Genomic DNA, 24,708 nt, shown 5'->3' with positions numbered 1-24,708 from the left:
TTTATCATACCATAAATTTATTCCTCATACGAAAGAAATTACCAATTTGTGAAAGATTTCATAGAAGGATGGTTCGAAAATTAAGTGGAAATAAAAAGAGGAAGCAACTTGTATAAAGTTGCTTCCTTTACTATTCAAATTTCGTTGTCATCGTTCCGGTTTTATATCGATTATTAGGATCGAAGCGTAATAAATCTCCATAAATTAATTTATCGGAGAGTTTTAATTCTGTTTTTGCTTTTTCAATATACGGCTGACATAACGTCATGTCAGCTTCTTCACCCGTACTTCTTTTGTAGCACATATTTTTTGTATAAACATACTCTTCAGAAACAAAGCTACCATCACGCATTACCATAAGCGGGTCTTTCTCTTTAATAAATAAGTCAGTTCCAAATTCAACGGATTTATTTGTTTTAATACCAAGTAAATGAAGGAGCGTTGGCTTAATATCAATTTGACCGGATACTTTAGAAACAACTTTTCCTTCTTGGCCAGGCACATGAATAATAAGAGGGACTCGTTGTAATTGCATAGAATCGAATGGTGTAATAGTATCTTTTCCTAGGAACTGTGCCATAGCTGCGTTATGGTTTTCGGAAATACCGTAATGATCACCATAAATGACAATAACGGAATTATCATATAATCCTTCTTCTTTTAATTGTTGAATAAATAATTTAAGAGCTTCATCTGTGTAACGAACAGTTGGGAAGTAGCGGTTTACAACACCACTTTCCGAGTTGAATTCATCAACATATTGATCTTCCGGATTTAGAAGAAACGGAAAATGATTTGTTAATGTAATAAATTTTGTATAGAACGGTTGCGGTAAAGATTTTAACTTTGGAATAGATTGTTCAAAGAACTCTTTATCTTTTAATCCCCAACCGACAGACATTTGCTCCGTTCCTGCGTAATCATTTAAATTAAAATAACGATCATATCCAAGCGCAGGATACATTACATCCCGATTCCAAAACGTTTTATCGTTTGAATGGAAGACGGCAGAAGAATATCCGTATTTCTTTAATTGTTCTGGTGTCGCTGTGTATTCATTTGTTGCATGAGTAAAGAATACAGAACCACGATCTAGCGGATAAAGTGAGTTTTCAACGATAAATTCAGCATCAGAAGTTTTGCCTTGTCCAGTTTGATGATAGAAGTTATCGAAATAGAAACTATCCTTAATAAATTCATTTAAAAATGGTGTAATTTCTTTTCCATTTATTTTTTTATTAATAACAAAGTTTTGTGTAGATTCCATTGAAATTAAAATTACATTTTTACCTTTTGCAGCTCCAAATAAGTTTTTATCAACTTGTTTGTCTTTTGAGTCTGTATAGTTTTTAATTTCAGAAAACCCATCCCCACTTGCAAATACACGCTCAGCTGAAGACTTGGATTGAAGCGTAATATCAAATAGATGGTATGTGTATAAACCTAAATTCTTCACGACAGTTTGACGGTCAAATGAGCGCGAGAACATTTGTGGTTTATAAATAACTGATACAACAATTTGTAGTGCTAATAAAGCTGTTACACCGCTAAAGAAAGTTCGCTTCTCTGAGCGGGAAAGTGGTGTTTTGTCGCCAAATGATGGGAATTTACGTGAAATAAACATTAAAATAATTGCATCTGCAAATAAAAGTAATGTTTTGTACGTAAAGAGTTCTTTTATACTTGTCCCTAAATCAGCCATATTGTTTGTTTGGAATAAAACCGGGAAAGTAACGAAATCGTTATAGAACCCATAAAACATTGCGTTTCCAAATAAAATAAATGACAGTATAAAACTGATTCCAATTATAATTCGGTTTCGGTGCTTAGATGCAAGTAAAGCTAAGCCGAAAAATAAAAGTAACGCAGCTAGTGGATTGATAAAAAGCATGAATTCTTCAAAGAAATTATCAATTTTAATATCAAATGCTAGCTTGTACACAATATATGTTTTAATCCATAGTAAAACGACTGCAACGAGTGCAAATCGCAGTTTTGGAAACAGATGTTGTAGCATAATATACTCCTCTCCTAAAAAGCATGACAGTTCTTGTGAATCAGTTTGCTTAACGACTCATTTTATATATACGAACAGTCCTTTGTTATTATGATTATTATACTATGAGTATCATTATACGAAAATAAAAGAAGGTTGTGGGCTTTTTTATAATAATCGAGTAGAAAAAGAGTGGTGGGAGACAATAAAACAGAATTTCTATGTATGATAATTATCGTACGCAGAAAGAATCGCGTGATAATACGGAGGTTATAATGCGAAAATTATTATATTTTATAGCATGCAGTAGTGTTATACTTTTTACTTCACCGAGTGTGTCGGTAGCCCAATATGATGCACCTCTTATGGAAGATGCACTTTATTCTGTTTTATTTCCAAAAATAAATAAAGCAATTGAAAAACAATATGGAAGTTTGAAACCTTATCAATGTCCTAAAATTATTAGTTTAAAAAAAGTGTATAGCGGTACATATTTATTTCAAGCAAGTATTGAAGTGACAAAGTATGAACGTGTTGCTGGGAAAATTGCTCCACCATTTGAGAAGGTAACGATTACATTTAATAACGAAGAAGGCGAATGGGAAGTGACAAAGATTTCAGTAAAGCGCTTACCGAATGATACGAAACTAAACTGTAAAAAAACAATATAAAAAATTGTTTGACAAATAAAATGGTCCTTTGGTATTGTTAATAGCAACAATTAGATGTTTGAAAATTAAATAGACTTACCTCATCTACTCTCAAAGGTAGAGGCCGCGATAGGAAAGAGTAAGCTATGGGAGATTTAATGGAATCTGTGATCATAGGTTGAAAGGGACTATTGCCGAAATATAAGAATAACCATCTTATTCATATATTGGGACTGCATTGAATAAATGTAGTACTGTCATAAGATTTATTTTATGGAGAGCTATTTGGAGATGTTGATGCGGTTTCTTATTTTGAGGAGATAACAACTCGTTTATTTTTTCAATATATATTTTTCCTAATAAGAAACGCGTGTGAACATTGTTCCGCGCGTTTTTTGTCTATCTAAAAGCGTGCTGCAATGAATAGAAGATTGGGGTTATGAGTTTTAGAGGAAATAAGGGAGGAATTTAAATGTATTTACACGGCACAAGCCGAATTAATGGGCAAGGACACTTAGAAATTGGAGGGTGCGATACGACGCAGCTAGCAAAGCAATACGGAACACCACTTTATGTATACGATGAAGAGTCTATTCGAGGAAAATGCCGAGCATTTCATCGTGCTTTTAAAGAAAGTGGTTTCTCTTATCAAGTAGCATATGCAAGCAAGGCGTTCTTGTGCATGGAGATGTGCCGAGTAGCTCGTGAAGAGAATATGTCATTAGACGTTGTTTCTGGGGGAGAATTATATACTGCGCTCCAAGCAGGATTTCCGGCATCACGTATTCATTTTCATGGAAATAATAAAACAGAAGAAGAAATAGTGATGGCTCTTCAGGCGAATATCGGTTGTTTTGTCGTAGATAATTTCTTTGAATTAGAAGTTTTACACGATTTAGCGATGCAACATGGGAAATTTGTGAACATATTAATTCGTGTAACGCCTGGAGTAGAGGCGCACACACATGAATATATTACAACAGGTCAAGATGATTCGAAATTTGGATTTGGTGTTTCAAACGGTCAAGCAATGCAGGCAATTGGATTTGCTTTACAAAAATCCAATTATAATGTGCTAGGGATCCATTCACATATTGGGTCGCAAATATTTGAAACAGCTGGTTTTGTTCGAGCAATTGAAGTTCTTCGCCAATTTTTAGAAGAAGTGAGAGAGCAAACAAACTATGTAGTAAAAGTGTTAAATGTAGGCGGGGGATTTGGAATACGTTACACAGAGTCAGATACACCATTAACTCTTGAGACATATGTGCGAGCTGTAACAAGTGCAGTGAGAGAACAATTTACTGTATGTGAATATCCATTGCCAGAAATATGGATTGAGCCAGGCCGTAGCATTGTAGGTGATGCTGGGACAACAATTTATACAGTTGGATCTGTGAAAGATATTCCTGGTATTCGGAAATATGTATCAGTCGATGGTGGAATGACAGATAATTTAAGACCTGCTTTATATAATGCGCGTTATGAAGCGATGTTAGCGAATCGAGCGAATGATGAGAATGAGGAACTCGTTTCGATTGCCGGGAAATGCTGTGAGAGTGGAGACATGTTGATTTGGGATATTCATTTACCGAAAGTCGCTGCTTCTGATTTACTAGCAGTTTCCTGTACAGGAGCATACGGGTACTCGATGGCGAATAATTACAATCGGATTCGAAGACCAGCCGTTGTCTTTGCAAAAGGCGGAACATCGCAAGTAGTTGTGGAACGCGAAACATATGAAAATATTATTGGGAACGATCGCATACGTATTAAAGAGCTTGTCTAAATAGGAAAAGGAGTTGTTCGAATGGGCAATTCCTTTTTTATAAAATAAAATAATTAAAATATATCGGAAAACTAGGATTGAAAAAAATCAGAATTGTGATAAAATACAAATACAAAGCTTATCAAGAGAAGCGGAGGGAACTGGCCCGAAGAAGCTCGGCAACCTGCTTATAGAAAGCAAGGTGCTAAATCCAGCAAAATGGGATCCATTTTGAAAGATAAGGTAAAATATATTACCGAACAGTCTTTTCGAAATGGGAAAGATTTTTTTTATGAATAAAAAGGGGGGCTGTTCGCGTGAGTGTACGGGAACATTTTGATGAAGTATCCGAGAAGATTGAAGCGATGCTTGCTGATATGAAATATGGTTCAATTACAATTGTTGTGCAAGATGGAAAAGTAATTCAGTTAGAGAAAAGTGAAAAAGTACGTTTAAAGTGAAAAGCGCTGACTAGAAAAACTAGAGGCGGTTTTAACCTATTTTCATTAGGTTAAAACCGTCTTTTTGCTTTTACAGGGGGAAAAAACATGTTGACGTATGAAACGTGGGAAGAAAATGTTGTTTCGTTTTCGGAAGAAGATGAAACAAAAGGTGCGTTATCAGTATTAAATTGGGCTTATAAAGAATATAAAGATGAGGTTGTCTACGCATGTAGCTTTGGGGTGGAAGGTATGGTATTGCTGCACATTATAAACCAAGTAAATCCATCTGCTAAAGTTGTATTTTTGGATACAAATGTTCATTTTCAAGAAACGTATGAATTAATTCAAAAAGTGCGGGAACGATTTCCTTCATTGAATATTATAGAAAAACAGCCAGAACTTACACTTGATGAACAGGCGAAGTTGCATGGTGAAAAACTGTGGGAGAGCAATCCGAATCTTTGTTGTAAGATTAGAAAAATTTTACCTTTAGAAAAATCATTAGTCGTGGAAAAAGCATGGATATCGGGCTTAAGAAGGGAACAATCAGAAACACGTAAGCATACAAAGTTTATAAATCAAGATCATCGTTTTCAATCTATTAAAGTTTGTCCACTCATTCATTGGACGTGGAAAGAAGTTTGGCGATATGTATACAAACATAGCTTGCCGTATAACCCGTTGCATGATGTTGGCTATCCAAGTATTGGGTGTGAGAAATGTACGTTACCTGTAGGGGATGGTGGCGATTCAAGAGATGGTAGATGGGCTGGAAAAGTGAAAACTGAATGTGGTCTTCATTACCAATAAGATGAATCTTGAAATAAAGCTAAGAGAGGATATAGAAAAATGAGCATAGTAAACGAATTAGTAAACCGTATAGATGAGACATATGACGTATCACAAATTGAAAAAGAAATTAAATTAGACAATATTGCGTTAAGTGATTTAGAACTATTGGCGACAGGTGGATATAGCCCCCTTACTGGTTTTTTAGGGAAAGAAGATTATGATTCTGTTGTAGAAACGCTTCGTTTAGCAAATGGTAGTGTGTGGAGTATACCGATTACATTACCGGTAACAGAAAAAGTCGCAGAAAGCCTGAAGGCTGGAGAGGAAGTAAAGCTTGTCAACAATGGAAATATATACGGTGTCATTCAAATAGAAGATATTTTTGTACCAGATAAAGAAAAAGAAGCGTTACTTGTATATAAAACAACGGATGAGGCTCATCCAGGAGTGAAAAAATTATATGAACGACCAAACGTTTACGTTGGAGGAACTATTATTCTAACAAAACGCTTTGAAAATAATCAATTTCCTTCTTATCATTTAGACCCAATTGAAACGAGGGAAGCATTTAAAAAACGTGGGTGGAAAACAGTGGTCGGATTTCAAACGAGAAACCCGGTACATCGTGCCCATGAGTATATTCAAAAATCTGCTCTTGAAATTGTAGATGGTCTCTTTTTAAATCCGCTCGTTGGAGAAACGAAATCGGATGATATTCCTGCTGATGTAAGAATGGAAAGCTATGAAGTACTTCTTCAAAACTATTATCCGAAAAATCGTGTCTTTTTAAGTGTATTTCCTGCTGCCATGCGTTACGCAGGACCAAGGGAAGCGATATTTCATGCGTTAGTAAGAAAGAATTTTGGATGTACCCACTTTATAGTAGGGCGTGATCATGCTGGAGTAGGAGATTATTACGGAACGTATGAAGCGCAAGAAATCTTCACAAATTTTACGATAGAAGAGTTAGGAATTACACCACTATTCTTTGAGCATAGTTTTTACTGCACGAAATGTGAAGCGATGGCTTCAACGAAAACATGTCCGCACGGAAAAGAAGATCATGTTATTTTATCGGGTACGAAAGTAAGAGAATTATTAAGAAACGGTGAGATTCCGCCAAGTACATTTAGTCGTAAAGAAGTAGTGGAAGTGCTAATTAAAGGCTTGAAAAAAGAAGTAGTAACAGAATAGGGAGAGAACGAGATGGATACGAATATTACTTGGCATACAGCTTCGGTTTCAAAAGATGAGAGAAGAGTGAAGAATGGACATCATAGTTTTGTAATTTGGTTTACTGGTTTATCAGCTTCGGGTAAATCTACAGTAGCGAATGCGGTCGCTCGTAAACTGTTTGAAAAGAATATTGGAAATTATGTGCTGGATGGGGATAACATTCGCCACGGTTTAAATAAAGACTTAGGATTTTCTGAAAGTGATCGCATGGAAAATATAAGACGTATTGGCGAAGTGGCAAAGTTATTTGTAGACCAAGGAGCAGTTGTCCTTACAGCATTTATTTCACCATTTCGAGTAGACCGCAAACAAGTAAGAGATTTATTAGCGGCAGATGAATTTATTGAAATTTTTGTGAAGTGTCCGATTGAAGAGTGTGAGAAACGTGATCCGAAAGGACTTTATAAAAAGGCAAGAAAAGGTGATATTAAGGATTTCACAGGTATTGATTCGCCTTATGAAGAGCCAGAGCAAGCGGAATTAATTGTAGAAACGCACAAATATTCTATTGAAGAATGTGCAGAACAAATCGTGAAGTACTTACAAGAGCGTAGTTTTATATAGGGGGATAAACAATGAGTTATGAAAAAGTATGGGCTAACAATGAAAAATTAAATCAGACCGAGAAAAATAAATTAGAAAAAGATGGCTTAGAAATTTTTAATGATATTCCTTACTATGCGGAAAATGGTTTCGAATCTATTCCGAAAGAAGAGTGGGATGCCTTTAAATGGGCAGGCTTGTATTTACAAAGACCGAAAGAAGCTGGTTATTTTATGATGCGGGTAAATATTCCGTCAGGGATTATTACAAATGCACAGGCAGAAGTACTTGCTTCTATCGCTGAAGATTATGGACGTAATGTAATAGATATTACGACGAGACAGGCGATTCAGTTTCACTGGTTAGAAATTCAGCAAATTCCAGATATTTTTAAAAGATTAGCAAGAGTTGGGTTATCTTCAGCGGGGGCTTGTGGTGATATAACGCGGAATATTACAGGTAATCCGCTTGCTGGCATTGATGCAAATGAACTATTCGATACAACGCATATTGTAAAAGAAGTATATGATTACTTCCAACATAATGAAGAGTTTTCTAACTTGCCACGTAAATTTAAAATGTCTATTAGTTCTAATATTTATAATTCAGCAAACGCAGAAATTAACTGTGTTGCATTTACGCCTGCAACGAAAGAAATAGATGGTGAGAAAAAAGTTGGTTTTCATATAAAAGTAGGTGGAGGATTATCAGCTCGACCGTATTTAGCTGATGAATTAGATGTATTCGTTTTACCAGAAGAAGTGAAGGCGGTGGCGATTGCGATTGCTACTATATTCCGTGATTTTGGATATCGTGAAAAACGTCATTTAGCTCGGTTGAAATTTCTTGTTGCGGACTGGGGAGCAGAGAAATTTAAAGAGAAACTAATAGAGTATACAGGGCCTTTACAAAGTAAAGGGGAAAGTGCACTCAAAGGATGGAATGCAGGCTATTTTTATGGTGTTCAAGACCAAAAACAAAAGGGATTAAAATATGTAGGTTTTAATGTACCGGTAGGTCGTTTACATGCAGAAGAAATGTTTGAGATTGCAAGAATCGCAAAGCAATATGGAAATGGACAAATTCGTACATGTAACTCGCAAAACTTCATTATTCCGAACGTTCCTCCAGAAAATGTAAAAGGATTACTTAGTGAACCGTTGTTTGAAGCGATATCTGCTAGCCCGAAATCATTTATTGGTCATGCGGTTTCATGTACCGGTATTGAATATTGTAATCTTGCACTAGTAGAAACGAAAGAAAGATTACGAAAAATTGCAGAATACTTAGATACACAAATTGCACTCGATGTTCCAGTTCGAATTCATATGGTAGGCTGCCCGAATTCATGTGGTCAACGTCAAATTGCTGACATTGGGCTACAAGGGGTGAAAATGAAAACGAAGGAAAAAGGTATTGTTGAAGCGTTTGAAATATACGTAGGTGGAACATTGTTAGATGGCGGTGCCTACAATCAAAAGTTAAAAGGAAAAATAGATGGCGAGGATCTACCTGATGTACTCGCATCATTTATAAGTTATTTCAAAGAGAATAAATTACCAGCCGAAACATTTTATGATTTTGTAGGTCGTGTTGGTGTAGATACATTACAAATAGCGTTAAATAACGTGCTAGAAGAAGTAATAGCGTCTTAGGAGGGACGATATGGATTTATATCGATTTGAAGCTGTGTTAGTAAATAGTATTGTTCCGATTGTTGTTGTTGCTCAAAGTGAAGAACAGGCATTTAAGCTTGCGGAGATTGAGCTTGAAAAGCATTTTTTACCGTTGCCAGAGGTAAAAGAGATTTCTTTGTTTGAAAAAAAGAAGATTCGAAAAGGTGGGGCATTTGTTATCCATGAGTAGAGATCAGTAATACGAAAAAATAAAAACTTCCATTCTTATATACGAATGGAAGTTTCATTTTAATAGAAGAAATGAGGAGAGATGATGGGGAAGGTTTATATTGTTGGAGCGGGTCCTGGCGATCCAGATTTAATTACTGTTAAAGGGGTGAAATGTATTGAGAAGGCAGATGTTATTTTATACGACCGACTTGTGAATAAAGAGCTGCTTTCATACGCAAAGCCTGACGCGGATTTAATTTATTGTGGAAAACTCCCGAATTATCACACGATGAAGCAAGAGACAATTAACACGTTTCTTATTAAGTATGCGAAAAAAGGAAAAGTTGTAACGAGGCTTAAGGGTGGCGATCCATTTGTGTTTGGTAGAGGGGGGGAAGAAGCTGAAGCATTAGCAAAGCAAGGGGTACCATTTGAAATCATTCCTGGTATTTCAGCTGGAATAGCTGCTCCTGCTTATGCGGGCATTCCAGTGACGCACCGTGATGCAAGTGCAAGTTTTGCTATTGTGACTGGGCATAGGAAAGAAGGTGCTGAAGAAGAAGTGAAATGGGAAAGTTTAGCGAAAGGTGTAGAGACTTTAGCGGTATATATGGGGGTTAGTAATTTGCCCTACATATGTGAGCAACTTATGAAGCATGGAAAAGATAAAAGTACGCCAGCTGCTATTATTGAGCAGGGGACGACGTCTATGCAACGCACAGTTGTTGGAACGTTAGGGACAATTGTAGATGTTGCGAAAAAAGAGCAAATTCAAAATCCGAGTATGATTGTAATTGGAGAGGTTGTCCGTTTTAGAGAAAAAATTCATTGGTTTGAGAAGCAGACAGAAAATGCTTATCAAGTAAGTGGAGTGTTGTAAAATGAAAGCCGTCTTATATATATGTCATGGAAGTCGTTTGAAGACAGCGAAAGAAGAGGCGATTCAATTTATTACATCGTGCATGAGCCGTATAGAAGCGACTATTCAAGAAGTTTGTTTTTTAGAGTTAGCGAATCCTTCTATTGAAGATAGTTTTCGTACATGTGTGAAGCGTGGAGCCACTGAGATTATTGCTATCCCTGTTTTTTTATTAGCGGCAGGTCATGTAAAAAAAGATATCCCTTTTGAATTGGAAAAGTTAACTAATCAATTTTCGGATGTTAAAGTGACCTATGGTAATCCGTTTGGTGTATCAGAAACACTTGTTAAATCGGTGTATAGCGGAAGTGGCATCGAACAGGAAGATAAAAATGAAGTGACGTTACTTCTTGTTGCAAGAGGGAGCAGTGATCCTGAAGTATTAAGAGATATAAACTGGATTGCTTCTTTATTTCAAACAAAAGAGAAGGTTAAAAAAGTAGAAGTTTGTTATTTAGCGGCTGCAGAGCCAAAATTTGAGGAGAAGTTAAAGGAAGTTGTAGAACGAAAAGAAAAGAACATCGTTGTACTGCCTTACTTGTTATTTACAGGTTTACTTATGAAACATATTGAGAAAGAAGTGCGCCAATATGAAGTGGAAGAGATAAAAATTAGTCCATATTTAGGGAAGAATGAAGCGTTTCAAGATATGTTAATTCAGAAAACGACGGAGTTATTGAAAGGAGATCAGTATGTATCCACTTACAGTGCGAGTTAATGAGAAACGCGTTGTTGTTATTGGCGGGGGAAAAGTTGCAGGATTTAAAATTATTCCTTTACTCAAACAGGGTGCGGATATAGTTGTGATAAGTCCAGAATTAGATGCGAATTTAGTAAAACTTGTGGAAGAAAAGAAAATTCGTTGGTATCAAAGAGAATATGAAAAAAGTGATATTAAAAGTGCTTTTTTAGTTGTTGCAGCGAGTAGTGATTCAATATTAAATGAACAAGTTGCTGAAGATGCCGCTGAGAATCAATTAGTAAATGTTATTACAAATCCGGAAAGTGGTAATGTTCATTTTCCGGCAGCGATTCATCGTGGTTTACTTAATATAGCAGTTTCTACTGGGGGAGCGAGCCCGAAGCTCGCAAAAAAAATTCGAGATGATATTGCAAATAAATATGATGAGACATATGAATCGTATTTAGATTTTTTATATGAAGTAAGGTTGAAGTTAAAAGATTTACAGTTAGAAAAGAGGGAACGAAATATATTGCTCCAAGAAGTGTTGAAATCAGTATATGTGCAAAATGAGGGGAAAAGAGAAAGTTTTTTACGTGAGTTAGAGGAAAAGGTTTTAAAATAATAAAAGATAAAGTGCGCTTTACAAATATAAAAATATAATTTATAATCACAAGTAACTTCAATAGATGAAATCGATGAGCAAGAAGAGTACGTATATTTGATGCGTTCAGAGAGCTGGGGTTAGGTGGGAGCCCGGTACGATAAAATATACAGAATGGGCTTGCGAGAGGTATGTTGAACATTGTAGTAGGCAACCCGGGTTCCGCCGTTAAAAGGATAGAGTATCGGAATTATTCCTGTACTTGAACAAGTGGGATTTATCAATCCAATTGAGGTGGTACCACGGTATTTACATTACATATATCGTCCTCTACATGCATATTTGCGTGTAGGGGACTTTTTTATTTTCTAAAGGAGGTGTGCGAGTATGAAATGAAAGTGTATAATTAACAAAAGTTTAAATATTCAGAAAAGGAGAAATTATGATGAAAGAAACACAGCAATGGACGTCGAAAATAGGCTTTGTACTCGCAGCAGCCGGAGCCGCAGTAGGTCTTGGTGCGATATGGAAATTTCCATATGTTGCAGGTAATGGCGGGGGAGGCGCATTCTTCCTTGTATTTTTACTATTAACTTTATTTATAGGTATGCCTCTTCTAATAGCGGAGTTTGTTATTGGACGTAGCACGCAAAAAGAGGCGGTTACAGCTTATAAAGTACTAGTGCCAAATAGCAAATTATATCCTTGGATTGGTCGTATGGGAGTTGTTACTTGTTTTAGTGTACTATCTTTTTATAGTGTTGTAGGTGGATGGATTTTACTTTATTTATATTATAGTGTGACAGGAAGTTTCTGGAATGGTGCAGCTGATTATGGACAATTGTTCGGTGAAACGATTTCAAATCCATTAAGTGCGATTGGAGCACAATTTATCTTTATGCTTTGTACGATTTTTGTTGTAAGTAAAGGTGTAGAGAAAGGTATAGAAAAGGCAAGTAAGTACATGATGCCGCTATTATTTATTTTATTTATTGCGATTATTGTTCGTGCGTTAACACTCGATGGTGCTTTTGCTGGAGTAGAGTTCTTCTTAAAACCAGATTTTTCAAAGCTTACAGCAGATACAATTTTATATGCGATGGGACAATCTTTCTTCTCGCTAACTGTAGGTGCCTCGGTAATGGTAACGTATAGTTCGTATTTAAAGAAAGAGGAACATTTAGCGAAATCGGCAACATCTATTGTAAGTTTAACTGTTTTTGTTACAGTACTTGCAGGATTAGCAATTTTCCCAGCGATTTTCGCATTAGGAGTTAAACCGACTGAAGGACCGGGATTACTGTTTATTGTCCTTCCAGCAGTATTTGCAAAAATACCATTTGGTCAATTTTTCTTTATTATGTTTTTAATTTTATTCTTCTTTGCGACTTTAACATCAGCAATTTCAATGCTTGAAATTGTAGTAGCATCTGTTGCGAAAGGTAATGAGAAGAAGCGTCCGTCAGCATCATTATTAATTGGTATTCTTATTTTTGCAGTCGGTATTCCATCAGCGTTATCATTTGGGATTATGAGTGACGTGAAAATATTTGGGAAAACATTCTTTGATTTAGTCGACTTTTCGGTAAGTAACGTATTGCTGCCGTTAGGAGTACTAGCTATTTCATTATTTGTACCAAATAAAATGAGTAAAGAGTTGTTGATGAAAGAATTAGAAGTGACGGAAACGAAAGGGAAAACGTTATTTAACATTTGGTTCTTCTTACTTCGTTATGTTATTCCGGTAACTGTAATAATTGTATTTTTAAATGCGATAGGTGTATTTAAAATGTTTGCATAAAAAAAGGCGGGGATCTCCCGTCTTTTTTTATGTTGATGAATGTAATAGACGATTATACGCTTTATCGGCTGTGGTGACTGCGAGGAATGAACCGATTAAAAATAAAACTGAGCCGCCAAATGTAAATATCCGGCCAATATACGTTTCTCTAGCTTCTTCTATTTTTTGTTGTAATTGCGTATTCATATGGATCACCTCGTAAACTATAGGCATTTAGTTATAGTCTATGTAGAATGCCTATATTGTGTGAAGTGTAAATGAAAAACCTCGGTAGGCACCGAGGTTTTTTATAATCCGATATAAGGAGATGGGTCAACTGCGTTTGTCTTGCCGACATTCCATTCTCCAAGATGAAGTTCGAAGTGTAAATGTTGTCCGTATGATTGGCCCGTATTCCCCATAAATCCAAGCTGATCGCCTTGTTTTACAGTTTGTCCATTCGATACAGAACGACTATTCATATGAGCATATACTGTCGTATATGTTTTTCCGTTTATACGGTGAGATAAATACACTACGTTTCCGTAACTAGATGATAATTCTGAGCGAATAACAACGCCATCTGCAGCAGCGATAATTGGAACCGTTCCCGAAGCAGCGATGTCAATTCCTTTATGGTTATCTAAAGAACGTACACCAAATCCGGAAGTTTTTGATCCAGCTGCTGGTTTGATAAAACCACCGATATTTGTATCATGTGGTGTTGGGACCGCTTGAGCAGATTTAGTAGCTTGTTGTTTGCGAGCCTCTTCTGCCTGGCGGGCTTCTTCCGCTTTACGAGCTTCTTCCGCCCGTTTTTCTTCTTCAATTGCTTTTTGAACAGCTTGACGTTGATTTTCTAAAATGCCCTTGGATTCTTCTAATCCTTCAATCTCTGAATCTACTTTTGCTACTTTCGTATGTAAATCGTTAATAAGAGTTTGTTGCTGCTGTTGGTTATTTTGTAATTCTTGTTGTTTTTGTTCTAGTTTTTGTTCAGAGTCTTTCAGTTGTTGTTCTTTTTTCTCAACAGCCTCTTTTTCTGTCGTTACAGCATTTTGATCAGATGTTTGTTTTTTTACAATATCTGTATCGTTGTTTAATATTAAACTTACGGAGTACATATTATCAACAAGATCAGCAATGTTTGTAGAGTTTGTTAATACTTCTGTAATGATATTTGTACGCGGTTTTTCTTGCATAGATTGTAATCGTTGTTTAATAACTTCCTGACGTGTATCTATGTTTGTTTGTAATTGTTCTATATGTTTCTTTTTGTCAGTAATTACTTGTTGTGTTTTGCTAATTTCTTTTTTTGTATCGTTTAATTCAGTCTCATTTTTATTAATGGAAGTAGTTAATTCATCGATTTTCTTCTGTAATTCTTGAATTTCTTTTTCTATTTGTTCTTTCTCGACTGATTTATTTTGTAAGTCACTTTGTTTGCCTTCTAATTCAGATTGAATGTTAGATAATTTATCTTGATTCGTTTCAGCGTATACGGGTGAAAGTAACGGGGAAGCAAAAATCGTTCCTGCTGCTAAAACACTAAACGCTGCAAATTTCTTTTTCATTGTTGTCTGACTCCTTTCCCTATGAATGTTATATATCATAAGAAGAAGGGTGTCTATCGTTGTAATCATAATGTAAAGAAAATTTTATAAAATTGCTAAGTTTTGTCGGGATTTATCATTTTTCAACTGTAATTGTCATAGTGCTTACATTTTATTCATATGTGTAACAAAGGTATATTTTGGGATTTTCCTGTAAAATGAAGGAGGAAAGTAATCGTTTTTATGAGGTGAAATATTACTTGGAAAGCTAATAAAACACTAGTGAGGAATCGTTCTCATGTGAGGTTTTCTGACATGGGTCTACTTTTTGTCAAGAAAATTATTTGCGTTCGGGCAAAGTTATTTTGTTGTCAGATTTAAATTTTTGATTTATGATTTTTAACAGGGACAAAATGTAGTGAATTGTCGAATAATATGTAATACTCTTAATTTCTTAGTTTTATAGAGATAGAATGAGAGATAGAGTGACACATCGAAGAGGGGGTTACAACAAATATGAAAAGAATAGGACTAGCATGGCAAATATTAATAGGACTTGCGCTTGGTATTGCGGTTGGGGCGATTTTCTTTGGCAATCCAGCAGTGGTGAGTTATTTACAACCAATTGGTGATATTTTCATCCGATTAATTAAAATGATCGTTGTGCCAATTGTTGTAGCAAGTATTGTTGTTGGGGTTGCTGGTGTTGGCGATGTTAAAAAATTAGGTCGACTAGGCGGAAAAACAATTATTTACTTTGAAATCATTACAACAATTGCAATTATTGTCGGTCTATTAATAGCGAATATTTTCCAACCAGGAAAAGGCGTAAATATGGAGCAGTTAACAAAGACAGATATTTCGAAATATACACATACGACAGAGCAAGTACAAAGTCATTCATTTGCAGATACATTTGTAAATATTGTTCCAACGAACATTATGAAGTCGTTAGCTGACGGAGATATGCTAGCTATTATCTTCTTCTCTGTACTATTTGGTTTAGGTGTAGCAGCAATTGGTGAAAGAGGAAGACCAGTTCTTCAATTTTTCCAAGGTGTGGCTGACGCAATGTTTTACGTAACAAACCAAGTTATGAAATTTGCACCATTTGGTGTATTTGCACTAATTGGTGTTACAGTTTCTACATTTGGTCTTGCTTCATTAATTCCATTAGGGAAATTACTAATTGTCGTATATGGAGCAATGATCTTCTTCGTCGTAGTTGTCTTAGGACTTACAGCGAAAATATTTGGAATTAACATTTTCCAATTCTTTAAGATTTTAAAAGACGAGCTGATTTTAGCGTATTCTACAGCAAGCTCAGAAACAGTTTTACCAAAAATCATGGAGAAAATGGAGAAATTCGGTTGTCCGAAAGCAATTACATCTTTCGTTATTCCGACAGGTTATTCATTTAACTTAGATGGATCAACTTTATATCAAGCAATTGCGGCTATTTTCTTAGCGCAAATGTACGGTATTGATTTATCTATTACACAACAAATTACATTGTTGCTTGTATTAATGGTTACATCAAAAGGGATCGCAGGTGTACCGGGCGTATCATTCGTTGTATTATTAGCGACACTTGGTACAGTAGGTATTCCACCTGAAGGCTTAGCGTTCATTGCTGGTATTGACCGTATTTTAGATATGGCTCGTACAGCAGTTAACGTTGTAGGAAACTCTTTAGCAGCTGTAGTTATGTCTAAGTGGGAAGGTCAATATGACGCTGAAAAAGGACAAGCTTATTTAAAAGAGATTTCTGAAAAGGGTCAAGCGGCTTAATTATAATATGAACAAGCTCTCACATAATATGTGGGAGCTTTTCTGTATATAGAAGAGGAGTAGACATAATGAAACGTAAATATGGTGACGGTTCTTCGTGGAAGAGACTAATAGAAAAGAGTTATACGGTTAAGCAAATGGAAGAGGGAATGCTCGGAATACTGGATATAAAAAAGGTGAGAGAGCCTAGTTGTAAAGAATATGATGGTGAAGAACTTTGTATTGCAGCAGATCAGTATACGTGGATTCAATATTTCATAGACGGGAAAAACTTTGCGATTACCGCTATGTTAGATGATCAGAAAAAATTAGTGCAATATTATATCGATGTGGCGAAAGAATATAAAATAGACGATCGTGGTTTACCGTATTTTGATGATTTATATTTAGATGTAGTATTATTATCTAGCGGTAAGGTGTATGTATTAGATGAAGAGGAGCTAGAGGATGCTTATAAAAGTGGTGATGTCACGAAGGAAGAGTATGAGCTAGCTTGGCACACTACGAAATGGATATTAGCAACAATAAAAAATAGTGAATTTTATTGGATTTCAATATTGGAAGAAGAAATCGAAAAGTTAAAATGATTGTTGTATTCAAATTTTTGTATAATTACCAAAAAAATCTATACAAAAAATAATTGACTTTTGTTTTGTAAGCGAGTAAAGTTAGGGAAGAAATTATTATTAAAAAATAAATATGAAACCTTCTTATAAAGAGAGGCGGAGGGACTGGCCCTACGATGCCTCGGCAGCGGACTCGATTTCAGAGTGCTGTGCCAAATCCAGCAAGCGTGTGCTTGAAAGATGAGAAGAGTGTTTCTTATAGATGTATAAGACCTCTTCTCATCGGAAGAGGTCTTTTGTTATTCATTAGAAAAAGGTTGAAACTAGGGAGAGATGGTACTTTGAAAGAAACGAGAGGAAATGGTTTAGCTTTATTACCACTTGGGATATTTTTGGCGCTATTTATTGGTTCTGGAATTATTACAGGTGATTTCTATAAATTGCCGATACTTGTAGCGATTTCAATTGCTGTAGGAGTCGCTTTAGTGATGAATCGTAAAGAAAGTTTTAATGTGAAAGTAGAGCGGTTCGCTAAAGGTGCAGGAAATCCGGATATTATGATTATGGTATTAATTTTTGTGCTTGCAGGTGCGTTTTCTGAAACTGCTAAAGGAATGGGCGGAGTAGACTCAACTGTTAATTTAGCGTTAACTATTTTACCGCCAGGATTTATCGTAGCTGGAATCTTTGTTATTGGTGCATTTATTTCATTAGCGATGGGAACTTCAATGGGAACAATTGCAGCATTAGCGCCGATTGCTGTAGGTATTAGTGGTCAAACTGATATCTCAATTGCGCTTGCAATGGCTACTGTTGTTGGCGGAGCGATGTTTGGTGATAATTTATCATTTATTTCAGATACAACAATCGCAGCTGTTCGTTCACAAGGAACAGAAATGAAAGATAAGTTTAAAACGAACTTTTTAATTGTGTTACCAGCGGCTATTATTACAATTGTACTATTAGTAATAGTTACTTCAGGAAGTGACACGCAGATTAAAGCACATAGCTTTGATTGGATAAAGATTTTACCGTACGCAGGAGTACTTATTACAGCGCTACTTGGCTGGAATGTACTTATTGTATTAACTGGTGGAACTGTACTATCTGGTGTTATCGGCCTTATAGATGGAAGTTACACGTTAGAAAGTTTCTTTAAAAGTGTAACGACTGGAATGGGCGGTATGATGGAGTTAGTATTACTTGCTATATTAATTGGCGGTATGGTTGAATTAATCCAATATAATGGTGGTATTCAATATTTAATGAATGTATTAACACGTAATATTCGTTCGAAAAAAGGAGCGGAATTTGGTATTGCTGGTTTAGTGAGTATGACGAATATGTGTACAGCGAATAATACGATTTCAATTATCTTTACAGGCCCGCTTGCAAAAAATATTGCAGATCAATATGAAATAGATCCTCGTAAATCAGCGAGTGTATTAGATCTTTTCTCATGTTGTGTGCAAGGATTAATTCCGTACGGTGCCCAAATGTTAACGGCAGCAGGATTTGCAGCGTTATCTCCGGTTGAATTGTTGCCATATGCATTTTATCCAATCTTAGTTGGAGTATGTGGGATTGTTTCTATTTTAATTGGGTTTCCAAGGTTTTCGAAAGTAGCTGAGAAAAAAGAGTATCATAAAACAGCTTAATTTAATATGAATGTTAGTAATTAAAAAACGTGCAGAGAATAGACTCTGCACGTTTTTTTGCGTAAAGGGCTGAATATGACTCGGTCTTAAGTCTGAGTTAAAAACGGTTCTTAAGCTCGTTATGGAAAGATGAAAAAATAGTTAAGATAAGAGTATCAAATCGAAGGGAGGCAAGCACAAGATGAAACAATTTCTAGCGTTTATCGCAGCCGGTATTTTGGCTTTAATTGCTCTTGGTAGTCTTGCTGGTATTGTAGGATTCGCAATCGGAGCAGGAGTTGTATATTGGAGCTATAAATCATTTGTGCGAGCTAAATCATTTTTTGGAAAGTTAGCTTGGGGTATTGTTGGTTTAATCGGTTTATCCATTGCACTTTCTCATTCGCCAGCATTAATCGGTATCGCTGCTTTAGTGGTTTTATACTACGGATACCGTGAGTGGAAAAAAGAAAAAGATGTAGTTGTTGAATCTGCTCCAGAAAGTTCTAAACCATATAGTAACTTTGAAGATGAGTGGAACAAATTAATGAAAAACTAAAACAATAAATCAAATTATAAATAAAGTAGAAGAGAGGAAGATTTATAATGAAACAATCTTTATTCGGACGTGTACGCGATGCAATTTTAGCTGATTTTCATAACGTGTTAGATGAGAAGGAAAGAAAAAATCCAATTGCGATGTTAAACCAATATTTACGTGATAGTGAGCGTGAAATAACAAAAATTGAGAAGTTAATTGAGCGTCATAAAACATTAAAATCTAATTTTGCTCGTGAGCTTGAGCAAGCACGTTATTTCGTTAATAAAAGATCAAAGCAAGCTATCATTGCTCAAGAAGCAGACGAATTACAATTGCACGAACGTGCGTTAGAAGAGGTAGCTTATTATGAAGGGCAAGTAACTCGATTAGAAGAAATGTATGCAGGTGTTGTAGAGCAAATTGATGAGTTAGAGCGTCGTCTTTCTGAAATGAAAAATAAATTAAAAGAAATGCACGCAAAGCGCATGGAACTAATGGCACGTGAAAATATGGCACATGCAAATCGTCGTATGAATACTGCGATGCATAAAATGGATGAAAATAATCCGTTCTTACGATTTGAAGAGATTGAAGATCATATTCGTGACTTAGAAACTCGTATGAATGAAGAGCATGAGCGTGACACGTTTGATATGAAAATTGCAAAACTTGAGCGTGAAATGAAAGAAAAGAATGATGTATCGTTAACGAAAGAGTTAACAAAATAATAGTAGTATATTATAAAACAGGCTTATGATATAGTGATAGGAGAAAAGGTGTTGGAAAGCAATGCCTTTTCTTCTATGTATATGTGACAAGAAGGGGGGAGCTGAAATGAAGAAACATTTTTCAAAGACACAATTAATGGGGATGCTCCTCATCATATTTGGATTCGGTCTTTTTCTTGATATGATACTTGGACATTTTGAACCAGGTGGTCTCATTTTTGCATTTATTATGCTTATGTTTGGAAGGCATTATCGTAAAAAGAATCGTTATGTACGGGGAAATGTATTTTTATTTGTTGGTGGTATCGTATTTTTATTTTTCTTATTTTCATCAGCAGCATTTGTTCTTGTCGTATTTGCTTGTTTAGCTTTAATTGGTTATCAATTGATTCAACAAGGGCATCAGCAAAAAGCAATGAAGGTTGAAATTAAAGAAAAAGGGATTATAGACGAAGAGAAGCAAATATATCGTACAGAAACATATTTGAAAAATATGTTTGTAGGCAATGTACGAATGATGGATCATATTTATGAACTTGAGGATATTAATGTTCAATATGGTGCTTGTGATGTGGAAATAGATTTAACAACTGCTATGATTCCAGAAGGGGAAACGGTAATTGTTATTCGGGGTGTCGTTGGTAATATTCGTTTATATGTGCCATATGATATTGAACTTTCTTTAAATCATTCTGTTATTGTCGGACGTGTGCTCTTGCCAGGTCATGAAGAGACAGGGTTTAACCGCAATGTTACATTTAGAACAGAGCAGTATAAAGAGGCTCCTCGTCGTATTAAAATTATTTCTTCGCTTGTCGTAGGCGACACGGAAGTGAGGAAAGTATAATGAAGAAACAAAAAAATATTTCGTGGATGTATATTCGTTATTCTATGTTGTCCTCAGTTAGTATCGCACTCATTTGTACAATTGTATATGTATGGAAAAGCGAGCAACAAGTGTATGATTTATTATGGAAGGAATCCATCGCTTCTGTTCCAATTGGCTTGTTTATTATGACTACAAGTTTACTTATCGGGGGAATTGTAGGATATGCAATCGGTTATTATATAGAGCAGCGTATACAAGGATTAAATACTTTTCTATTTGAAGTAGAGCGAGGGAATTTTCCGAGCGATGTTTCGTTTACTGCAGATGATGAATTTCATGAAGTGGAACGAAAAGTAATCGTTCTGGCTCGTCGATTAGAGGAGCAAGCTGGACTCTTTCAAAAAGTAACGAATGAACGAGCTCATTGGAATGAAGAGATGAGACAAGAAGCGATTTCTCAAGAAAGGCATCGTTTAGCAAGGGAGTTGCATGATTCAGTAAGTCAGCAGCTTTTCGCAATGTCGATGATGATGTCAGCGATTAATGAACAAATAACTGAATTTCCAGAGGTGACAAAAAAACAATTGCAACTTGTTGAAAATATGGTTGTAAATGCTCAATCAGAAATGAGAGCATTGCTCCTTCATTTACGTCCTGTACAATTGGAAGGTAAGAAACTGACAGAAGGTATAGAGGAATTATTAACGGAATTATCGCGAAAACAACATATGAAAATTGAATGGCTTATTGAGCCAATAGAATTAAAAAAAGGTGTAGAAGATCATTTATTCCGTATTGTGCAAGAAGCGCTATCAAACACGTTGCGACACGCGAAGGCAAAGAAAACAGAAGTGCGCCTTCGAAAAATTGATCAATATGCGATTTTAAAAATCATTGATGACGGCGTTGGGTTTGAAGTAGGGGTTAATAAGGCTGGTTCATATGGCCTAAGATCGATGCAAGAGCGTGTTCATGAAATTGGTGGGACACTTAAGGTACTTAGTTTCCCGGCCAAAGGTACACAAATAGAAGTAAAAGTACCGATTATGATTGAGAGAGGGGGAGAAGTATGATAAAAGTATTGCTTGTCGATGATCATGAAATGGTTCGTATGGGTGTATCGGCATATTTATCTACACAGCCAGATATTGAAGTAGTAGGGGAAGCTGAGAATGGAAGAAAAGGATCAGAATTAGCATTGCAATTAAGGCCGGATATTATTTTAATGGACCTTGTTATGGATGAGATGGATGGTGTCGAAGCAACACGTGCTATTATTCAAGAATGGCCAGAAGCAAAAATTGTAGTTGTAACAAGCTTTTTAGATGACGAAAAATTGTATCCTGTTATTGAGGCTGGGGCGACCAGTTACTTATTAAAAACATCAAGAGCAAGTGATATTGCTGATGCTGTACGAGCTACTTATGATGGAGAAACAGTATTAGAGCCGAAAGTTACCGGGAAAATGATGTCCCGTATGCGTCAAAAGAAAGAGCAACCTTTGCATGATGATTTAACGGAAAGAGAGTTTGAGATTTTGTTATTAATTGCAGAGGGAAAAAGTAATCAAGAGATTGCGGACGAGTTATTTATTGCACTGAAAACGGTAAAGACACATGTGAGTAATATATTAAATAAATTGAATGTAAGTGACCGTACTCAGGCGGTTATTTATGCATTTAGGCATCAATTAACGAAGTGATAAAGTGAAACTTTAATCAGTGGGGAGGTTGTTCCTCTCCCACTGATTATCAGCCCTCACCAATCGGGCTTTTACGGGCAGTTAATGCGAAGCTTTAATTGGAGGGGAATTCCTCGCTGATTATTGGCTCGATACAATATAGATTTGGCGTTAAAACAATTGAATGTTTTTATTGACGATAAATAATGTAAGCGTTATCATTGAGGTGTTAACAGTACATATAAAGGGGAGAATGTATATGTTAGTTCAAACTATATTCGGAATGGATAAGTCTAAAAAATTAGGGGATTATGTGAACGCATTACAAGCGCTTTGTGAACAATATAATGTTGAAACAGATAAAATTGCGATTATTGAGGCAACAGAGGAATACTATTTATTTTTAGTAAAGCAAGAAGAGCGCTATGATGTTGTCAAGGTAGAAACAGTTGATACAAATATTGAATATTATACGAAGGCTTATAAAATAAGCAGTTTTAATCATGCTGCGTATCAAATGTAAAAAAACTCCCTTTTGGGAGTTTTTTTAGGAGGCTTTTACTTCGTGAGATTCGGTTACTAATGGAACTTTTTTCGTACCGATTAACCTAGCCGTTGCAAGACCAATAAGACCTCCTACTAATGCTGGTATTAGCCAGCCGATTCCTTCATTATATAAAGGGATAAATTCAAAATATGGTGTGATAAATGAAACTGAAATACCACCTTGTTTTAATCCATCAAATACGCTCACTACAGCTGCTCCAATTAAAGCACCTACATAAACAGAGCGATATCCACCGAAGTATTTATGAAGTAATGATAGTAGTACGAGTACAATCGCAATTGGATACACAACAAGTAGAATTGGAACAGAGATTGCGATAATCTTCGTTAAACCTAAGTTGGCAACTAGTAATCCTAATGCGCAAATGATACTCGCGAACGTTTTGTATGAAAATGTAGTCAATAATGTTGAAAAATATTGGCTGCACGCAGATACGAGTCCAACACATGTCGTTAAACAAGCGAGTGTAACGATAAGAGATAATAGGAGCAAACCGTATGGACCGAATAATTGTTGTACGATAACAGTAAGTAGCTGTCCGCCATTTTTTGCATATCCGAGCGAGACGCTAGTTGCCCCAAGCCAGCCGAGTGCACCGTATACAAGTACGAGCCCTGTAGCGGCAATAAGCCCTGCTTTTGCTGTGGCGATGGCAATGGAATTACGATCATTCACACCTTTAGAGCGAATTGCATTTACAACGATAATTCCGAATGCAAGTGCTGAAATAGTGTCCATTGTTAAGTAGCCTTCCATAAAGCCTTTGAAGATTGGAGAAGTTTGATACTCTTGCATCGCTGGTCCTGATTGCCCAAGTGGTGTAAATACACTTTTAACAAATAATAAGAAAATAGAGAGTAATAAAATAGGTGTTAATACATTCCCAATACGATCAACAAGTTTAGATGGATTCAAACTCAGCCAAAATACGATAGTAAAGAAGATGATTGTATATACAAATAGCACTAGGCTGCTAGAGCGGATTGTTTCTGGCAAGAAAGAACTAACCCCCATTTCATAAGCGACATTTGCAACACGTGGGATGCCCATGGATGGACCGATGGCAATGTATACAACTACTGTAAAGAAAATTCCGAATAATGGATGGACATGACTTGCAAGTTGCTGCATTCCATTTCCTGATAGAGAAATTGCGATAACAGTAAGTAGAGGTAAGCCAACTCCTGTTAGTAAAAATCCAATCATTGCTGGCCAAAAGTTTTCACCTGCGTTTTGCCCAAGCATGGGAGGGAAAATTAAATTACCTGCCCCAAAAAATAAAGAAAATAGCATAAGACCCGTGAAAAAAATATGTTTTTTTGATACAGTGTTCATTGTTTTTCCTCCTTTTTCATTCATTTGTAAGAACACAAAAAACTCGTCCCTAAAGAAAGGGACGAGTTATATTTACCCGCGATACCACCCTAATTTACACATGTAGAAATAAATCTATATGTATACGGCTTTGCAACGTACAACATGATACGTGTTCCTTGTAACGGGGGACGGCCGGTAAGAACTTACTGTAACATTCGGTTCTACTTCTCGGAGATG

The 24,708-nt window shown here is 36.0% G+C and carries 25 protein-coding genes, 3 riboswitches and 2 other annotated features (1 of these 30 cut by a window edge); of the genes, 21 read left to right on the top strand and 4 right to left on the bottom strand.

The features are described 5' to 3' along the window. Positions 1-130: 130 nt before the first annotated feature. Complete coding sequence (locus ACTFSL_RS02100) at positions 131-2,017, bottom strand: LTA synthase family protein (RefSeq protein ID WP_000939078.1); 1,887 nt, start codon at positions 2,015-2,017, stop codon at positions 131-133. A gap of 254 nt (positions 2,018-2,271) precedes the next feature. Between ACTFSL_RS02100 and ACTFSL_RS02095 the strand changes: the two genes are divergently transcribed. The 12 genes from ACTFSL_RS02095 to ACTFSL_RS02040 all read left to right on the top strand — a co-directional run bounded on the left by ACTFSL_RS02095 (position 2,272) and on the right by ACTFSL_RS02040 (position 13,281). Then, entirely contained in the window at positions 2,272-2,667 is a 396-nt protein-coding gene (locus ACTFSL_RS02095; protein WP_001228823.1) for a DUF3888 domain-containing protein, read from the top strand. A gap of 89 nt (positions 2,668-2,756) precedes the next feature. Next, positions 2,757-2,938, top strand: a riboswitch (Lysine riboswitch). Positions 2,939-3,118: 180 nt separating this feature from the next. Further along, positions 3,119-4,435: a diaminopimelate decarboxylase gene (lysA, locus tag ACTFSL_RS02090; RefSeq protein WP_000280642.1), complete on the top strand. Its 1,317-nt coding sequence runs from the start codon at positions 3,119-3,121 to the stop codon at positions 4,433-4,435. Between the two features lie 115 nt (positions 4,436-4,550). Next, a riboswitch (SAM riboswitch) is annotated at positions 4,551-4,659 on the top strand. A 72-nt stretch (positions 4,660-4,731) separates the two neighbouring features. Beyond that, complete coding sequence (locus tag ACTFSL_RS02085; protein ID WP_000116158.1) at positions 4,732-4,875, top strand: YezD family protein; 144 nt, start codon at positions 4,732-4,734, stop codon at positions 4,873-4,875. Positions 4,876-4,962: 87 nt separating this feature from the next. Beyond that, positions 4,963-5,667, top strand: coding sequence for a phosphoadenylyl-sulfate reductase (locus tag ACTFSL_RS02080; RefSeq protein WP_000959020.1), 705 nt, complete (start codon positions 4,963-4,965; stop codon positions 5,665-5,667). Positions 5,668-5,706: 39 nt separating this feature from the next. Next, entirely contained in the window at positions 5,707-6,843 is a 1,137-nt protein-coding gene (gene sat / locus ACTFSL_RS02075) for a sulfate adenylyltransferase (RefSeq protein ID WP_000029491.1), read from the top strand. 12 nt (positions 6,844-6,855) lie between these two features. Beyond that, on the top strand, positions 6,856-7,449 hold the full coding sequence (cysC, locus tag ACTFSL_RS02070; RefSeq protein ID WP_000380499.1) for an adenylyl-sulfate kinase: 594 nt from the start codon (positions 6,856-6,858) through the stop codon (positions 7,447-7,449). Between the two features lie 11 nt (positions 7,450-7,460). Beyond that, a complete protein-coding gene (locus ACTFSL_RS02065) occupies positions 7,461-9,083 on the top strand; it encodes a nitrite/sulfite reductase (protein WP_000119621.1) in 1,623 nt (540 codons plus the stop codon). 10 nt (positions 9,084-9,093) lie between these two features. Beyond that, positions 9,094-9,294, top strand: a complete 201-nt coding sequence (locus ACTFSL_RS02060; RefSeq protein WP_000366914.1) for a DUF3906 family protein — start codon at positions 9,094-9,096, stop codon at positions 9,292-9,294. Between the two features lie 84 nt (positions 9,295-9,378). Next, positions 9,379-10,155 carry a uroporphyrinogen-III C-methyltransferase gene (cobA, locus tag ACTFSL_RS02055; RefSeq protein ID WP_400155265.1) on the top strand — a complete coding sequence of 259 codons (777 nt, stop codon included), beginning with the start codon at positions 9,379-9,381 and terminating at the stop codon, positions 10,153-10,155. Between the two features lies 1 nt (position 10,156). Then, complete coding sequence (locus ACTFSL_RS02050) at positions 10,157-10,912, top strand: sirohydrochlorin chelatase (protein ID WP_000648892.1); 756 nt, start codon at positions 10,157-10,159, stop codon at positions 10,910-10,912. Further along, complete coding sequence (locus ACTFSL_RS02045) at positions 10,887-11,501, top strand: NAD(P)-binding protein (RefSeq protein WP_000283356.1); 615 nt, start codon at positions 10,887-10,889, stop codon at positions 11,499-11,501. Before ACTFSL_RS02050 ends, ACTFSL_RS02045 begins: the two co-directional genes overlap by 26 nt. A 64-nt stretch (positions 11,502-11,565) precedes the next feature. After that, positions 11,566-11,814, top strand: a binding site (T-box leader). Between the two features lie 111 nt (positions 11,815-11,925). Then, the gene (locus tag ACTFSL_RS02040) at positions 11,926-13,281 is read left to right on the top strand and encodes a sodium-dependent transporter (RefSeq protein ID WP_000665430.1); all 1,356 of its coding nucleotides are present in this window, start codon (positions 11,926-11,928) and stop codon (positions 13,279-13,281) included. A 27-nt stretch (positions 13,282-13,308) separates the two neighbouring features. On the opposite strand, the gene ACTFSL_RS02035 is transcribed toward ACTFSL_RS02040, so the two are convergent. Together ACTFSL_RS02035 and ACTFSL_RS02030 are read right to left on the bottom strand one after the other, a co-directional pair. Continuing rightward, entirely contained in the window at positions 13,309-13,467 is a 159-nt protein-coding gene (locus tag ACTFSL_RS02035; protein ID WP_162900583.1) for a hypothetical protein, read from the bottom strand. Between the two features lie 101 nt (positions 13,468-13,568). Continuing rightward, entirely contained in the window at positions 13,569-14,834 is a 1,266-nt protein-coding gene (locus tag ACTFSL_RS02030) for a murein hydrolase activator EnvC family protein (RefSeq protein WP_078386018.1), read from the bottom strand. A 495-nt stretch (positions 14,835-15,329) separates the two neighbouring features. Between ACTFSL_RS02030 and gltP the strand changes: the two genes are divergently transcribed. The 9 genes from gltP to ACTFSL_RS01985 all read left to right on the top strand — a co-directional run bounded on the left by gltP (position 15,330) and on the right by ACTFSL_RS01985 (position 23,109). Continuing rightward, positions 15,330-16,604 carry a glutamate/aspartate:proton symporter GltP gene (gltP, locus tag ACTFSL_RS02025; RefSeq protein ID WP_000821134.1) on the top strand — a complete coding sequence of 425 codons (1,275 nt, stop codon included), beginning with the start codon at positions 15,330-15,332 and terminating at the stop codon, positions 16,602-16,604. Between the two features lie 68 nt (positions 16,605-16,672). After that, positions 16,673-17,191, top strand: coding sequence for a DUF402 domain-containing protein (locus tag ACTFSL_RS02020; protein WP_000824657.1), 519 nt, complete (start codon positions 16,673-16,675; stop codon positions 17,189-17,191). Between the two features lie 120 nt (positions 17,192-17,311). After that, a riboswitch (SAM riboswitch) is annotated at positions 17,312-17,417 on the top strand. 94 nt (positions 17,418-17,511) lie between these two features. After that, a complete protein-coding gene (locus tag ACTFSL_RS02015) occupies positions 17,512-18,828 on the top strand; it encodes a Na+/H+ antiporter NhaC family protein (protein ID WP_000665496.1) in 1,317 nt (438 codons plus the stop codon). A gap of 181 nt (positions 18,829-19,009) precedes the next feature. Then, positions 19,010-19,366 carry a lmo0954 family membrane protein gene (locus ACTFSL_RS02010; protein ID WP_000808640.1) on the top strand — a complete coding sequence of 119 codons (357 nt, stop codon included), beginning with the start codon at positions 19,010-19,012 and terminating at the stop codon, positions 19,364-19,366. Between the two features lie 47 nt (positions 19,367-19,413). Next, entirely contained in the window at positions 19,414-20,076 is a 663-nt protein-coding gene (locus ACTFSL_RS02005) for a PspA/IM30 family protein (protein ID WP_000814124.1), read from the top strand. 106 nt (positions 20,077-20,182) lie between these two features. After that, complete coding sequence (gene liaF, locus ACTFSL_RS02000) at positions 20,183-20,923, top strand: cell wall-active antibiotics response protein LiaF (RefSeq protein WP_000716095.1); 741 nt, start codon at positions 20,183-20,185, stop codon at positions 20,921-20,923. After that, positions 20,923-21,978: a sensor histidine kinase gene (locus tag ACTFSL_RS01995; protein ID WP_000744329.1), complete on the top strand. Its 1,056-nt coding sequence runs from the start codon at positions 20,923-20,925 to the stop codon at positions 21,976-21,978. Before liaF ends, ACTFSL_RS01995 begins: the two co-directional genes overlap by 1 nt. Next, on the top strand, positions 21,975-22,607 hold the full coding sequence (locus ACTFSL_RS01990; protein WP_000598707.1) for a response regulator: 633 nt from the start codon (positions 21,975-21,977) through the stop codon (positions 22,605-22,607). Before ACTFSL_RS01995 ends, ACTFSL_RS01990 begins: the two co-directional genes overlap by 4 nt. A 163-nt stretch (positions 22,608-22,770) precedes the next feature. Next, a complete protein-coding gene (locus ACTFSL_RS01985) occupies positions 22,771-23,109 on the top strand; it encodes a DUF3922 domain-containing protein (protein WP_119683145.1) in 339 nt (112 codons plus the stop codon). Between the two features lie 24 nt (positions 23,110-23,133). Here ACTFSL_RS01985 and brnQ3 read toward each other — a convergent pair whose 3' ends face one another. Continuing rightward, positions 23,134-24,489: a branched-chain amino acid transport system II carrier protein BrnQ3 gene (brnQ3, locus tag ACTFSL_RS01980; RefSeq protein ID WP_400155263.1), complete on the bottom strand. Its 1,356-nt coding sequence runs from the start codon at positions 24,487-24,489 to the stop codon at positions 23,134-23,136. 54 nt (positions 24,490-24,543) lie between these two features. Then, positions 24,544-24,708, bottom strand: a binding site (T-box leader); it runs 94 nt beyond the window's last position.

Origin of the sequence: Bacillus cereus group sp. MYBK108-1 (genome assembly GCF_051917185.1) — a bacterium.
Lineage (GTDB): Bacteria > Bacillota > Bacilli > Bacillales > Bacillaceae_G > Bacillus_A > Bacillus_A cereus.
Note: the sequence above shows the minus strand (reverse complement) of the source record. Positions and strands in the feature narration are given on the sequence as shown.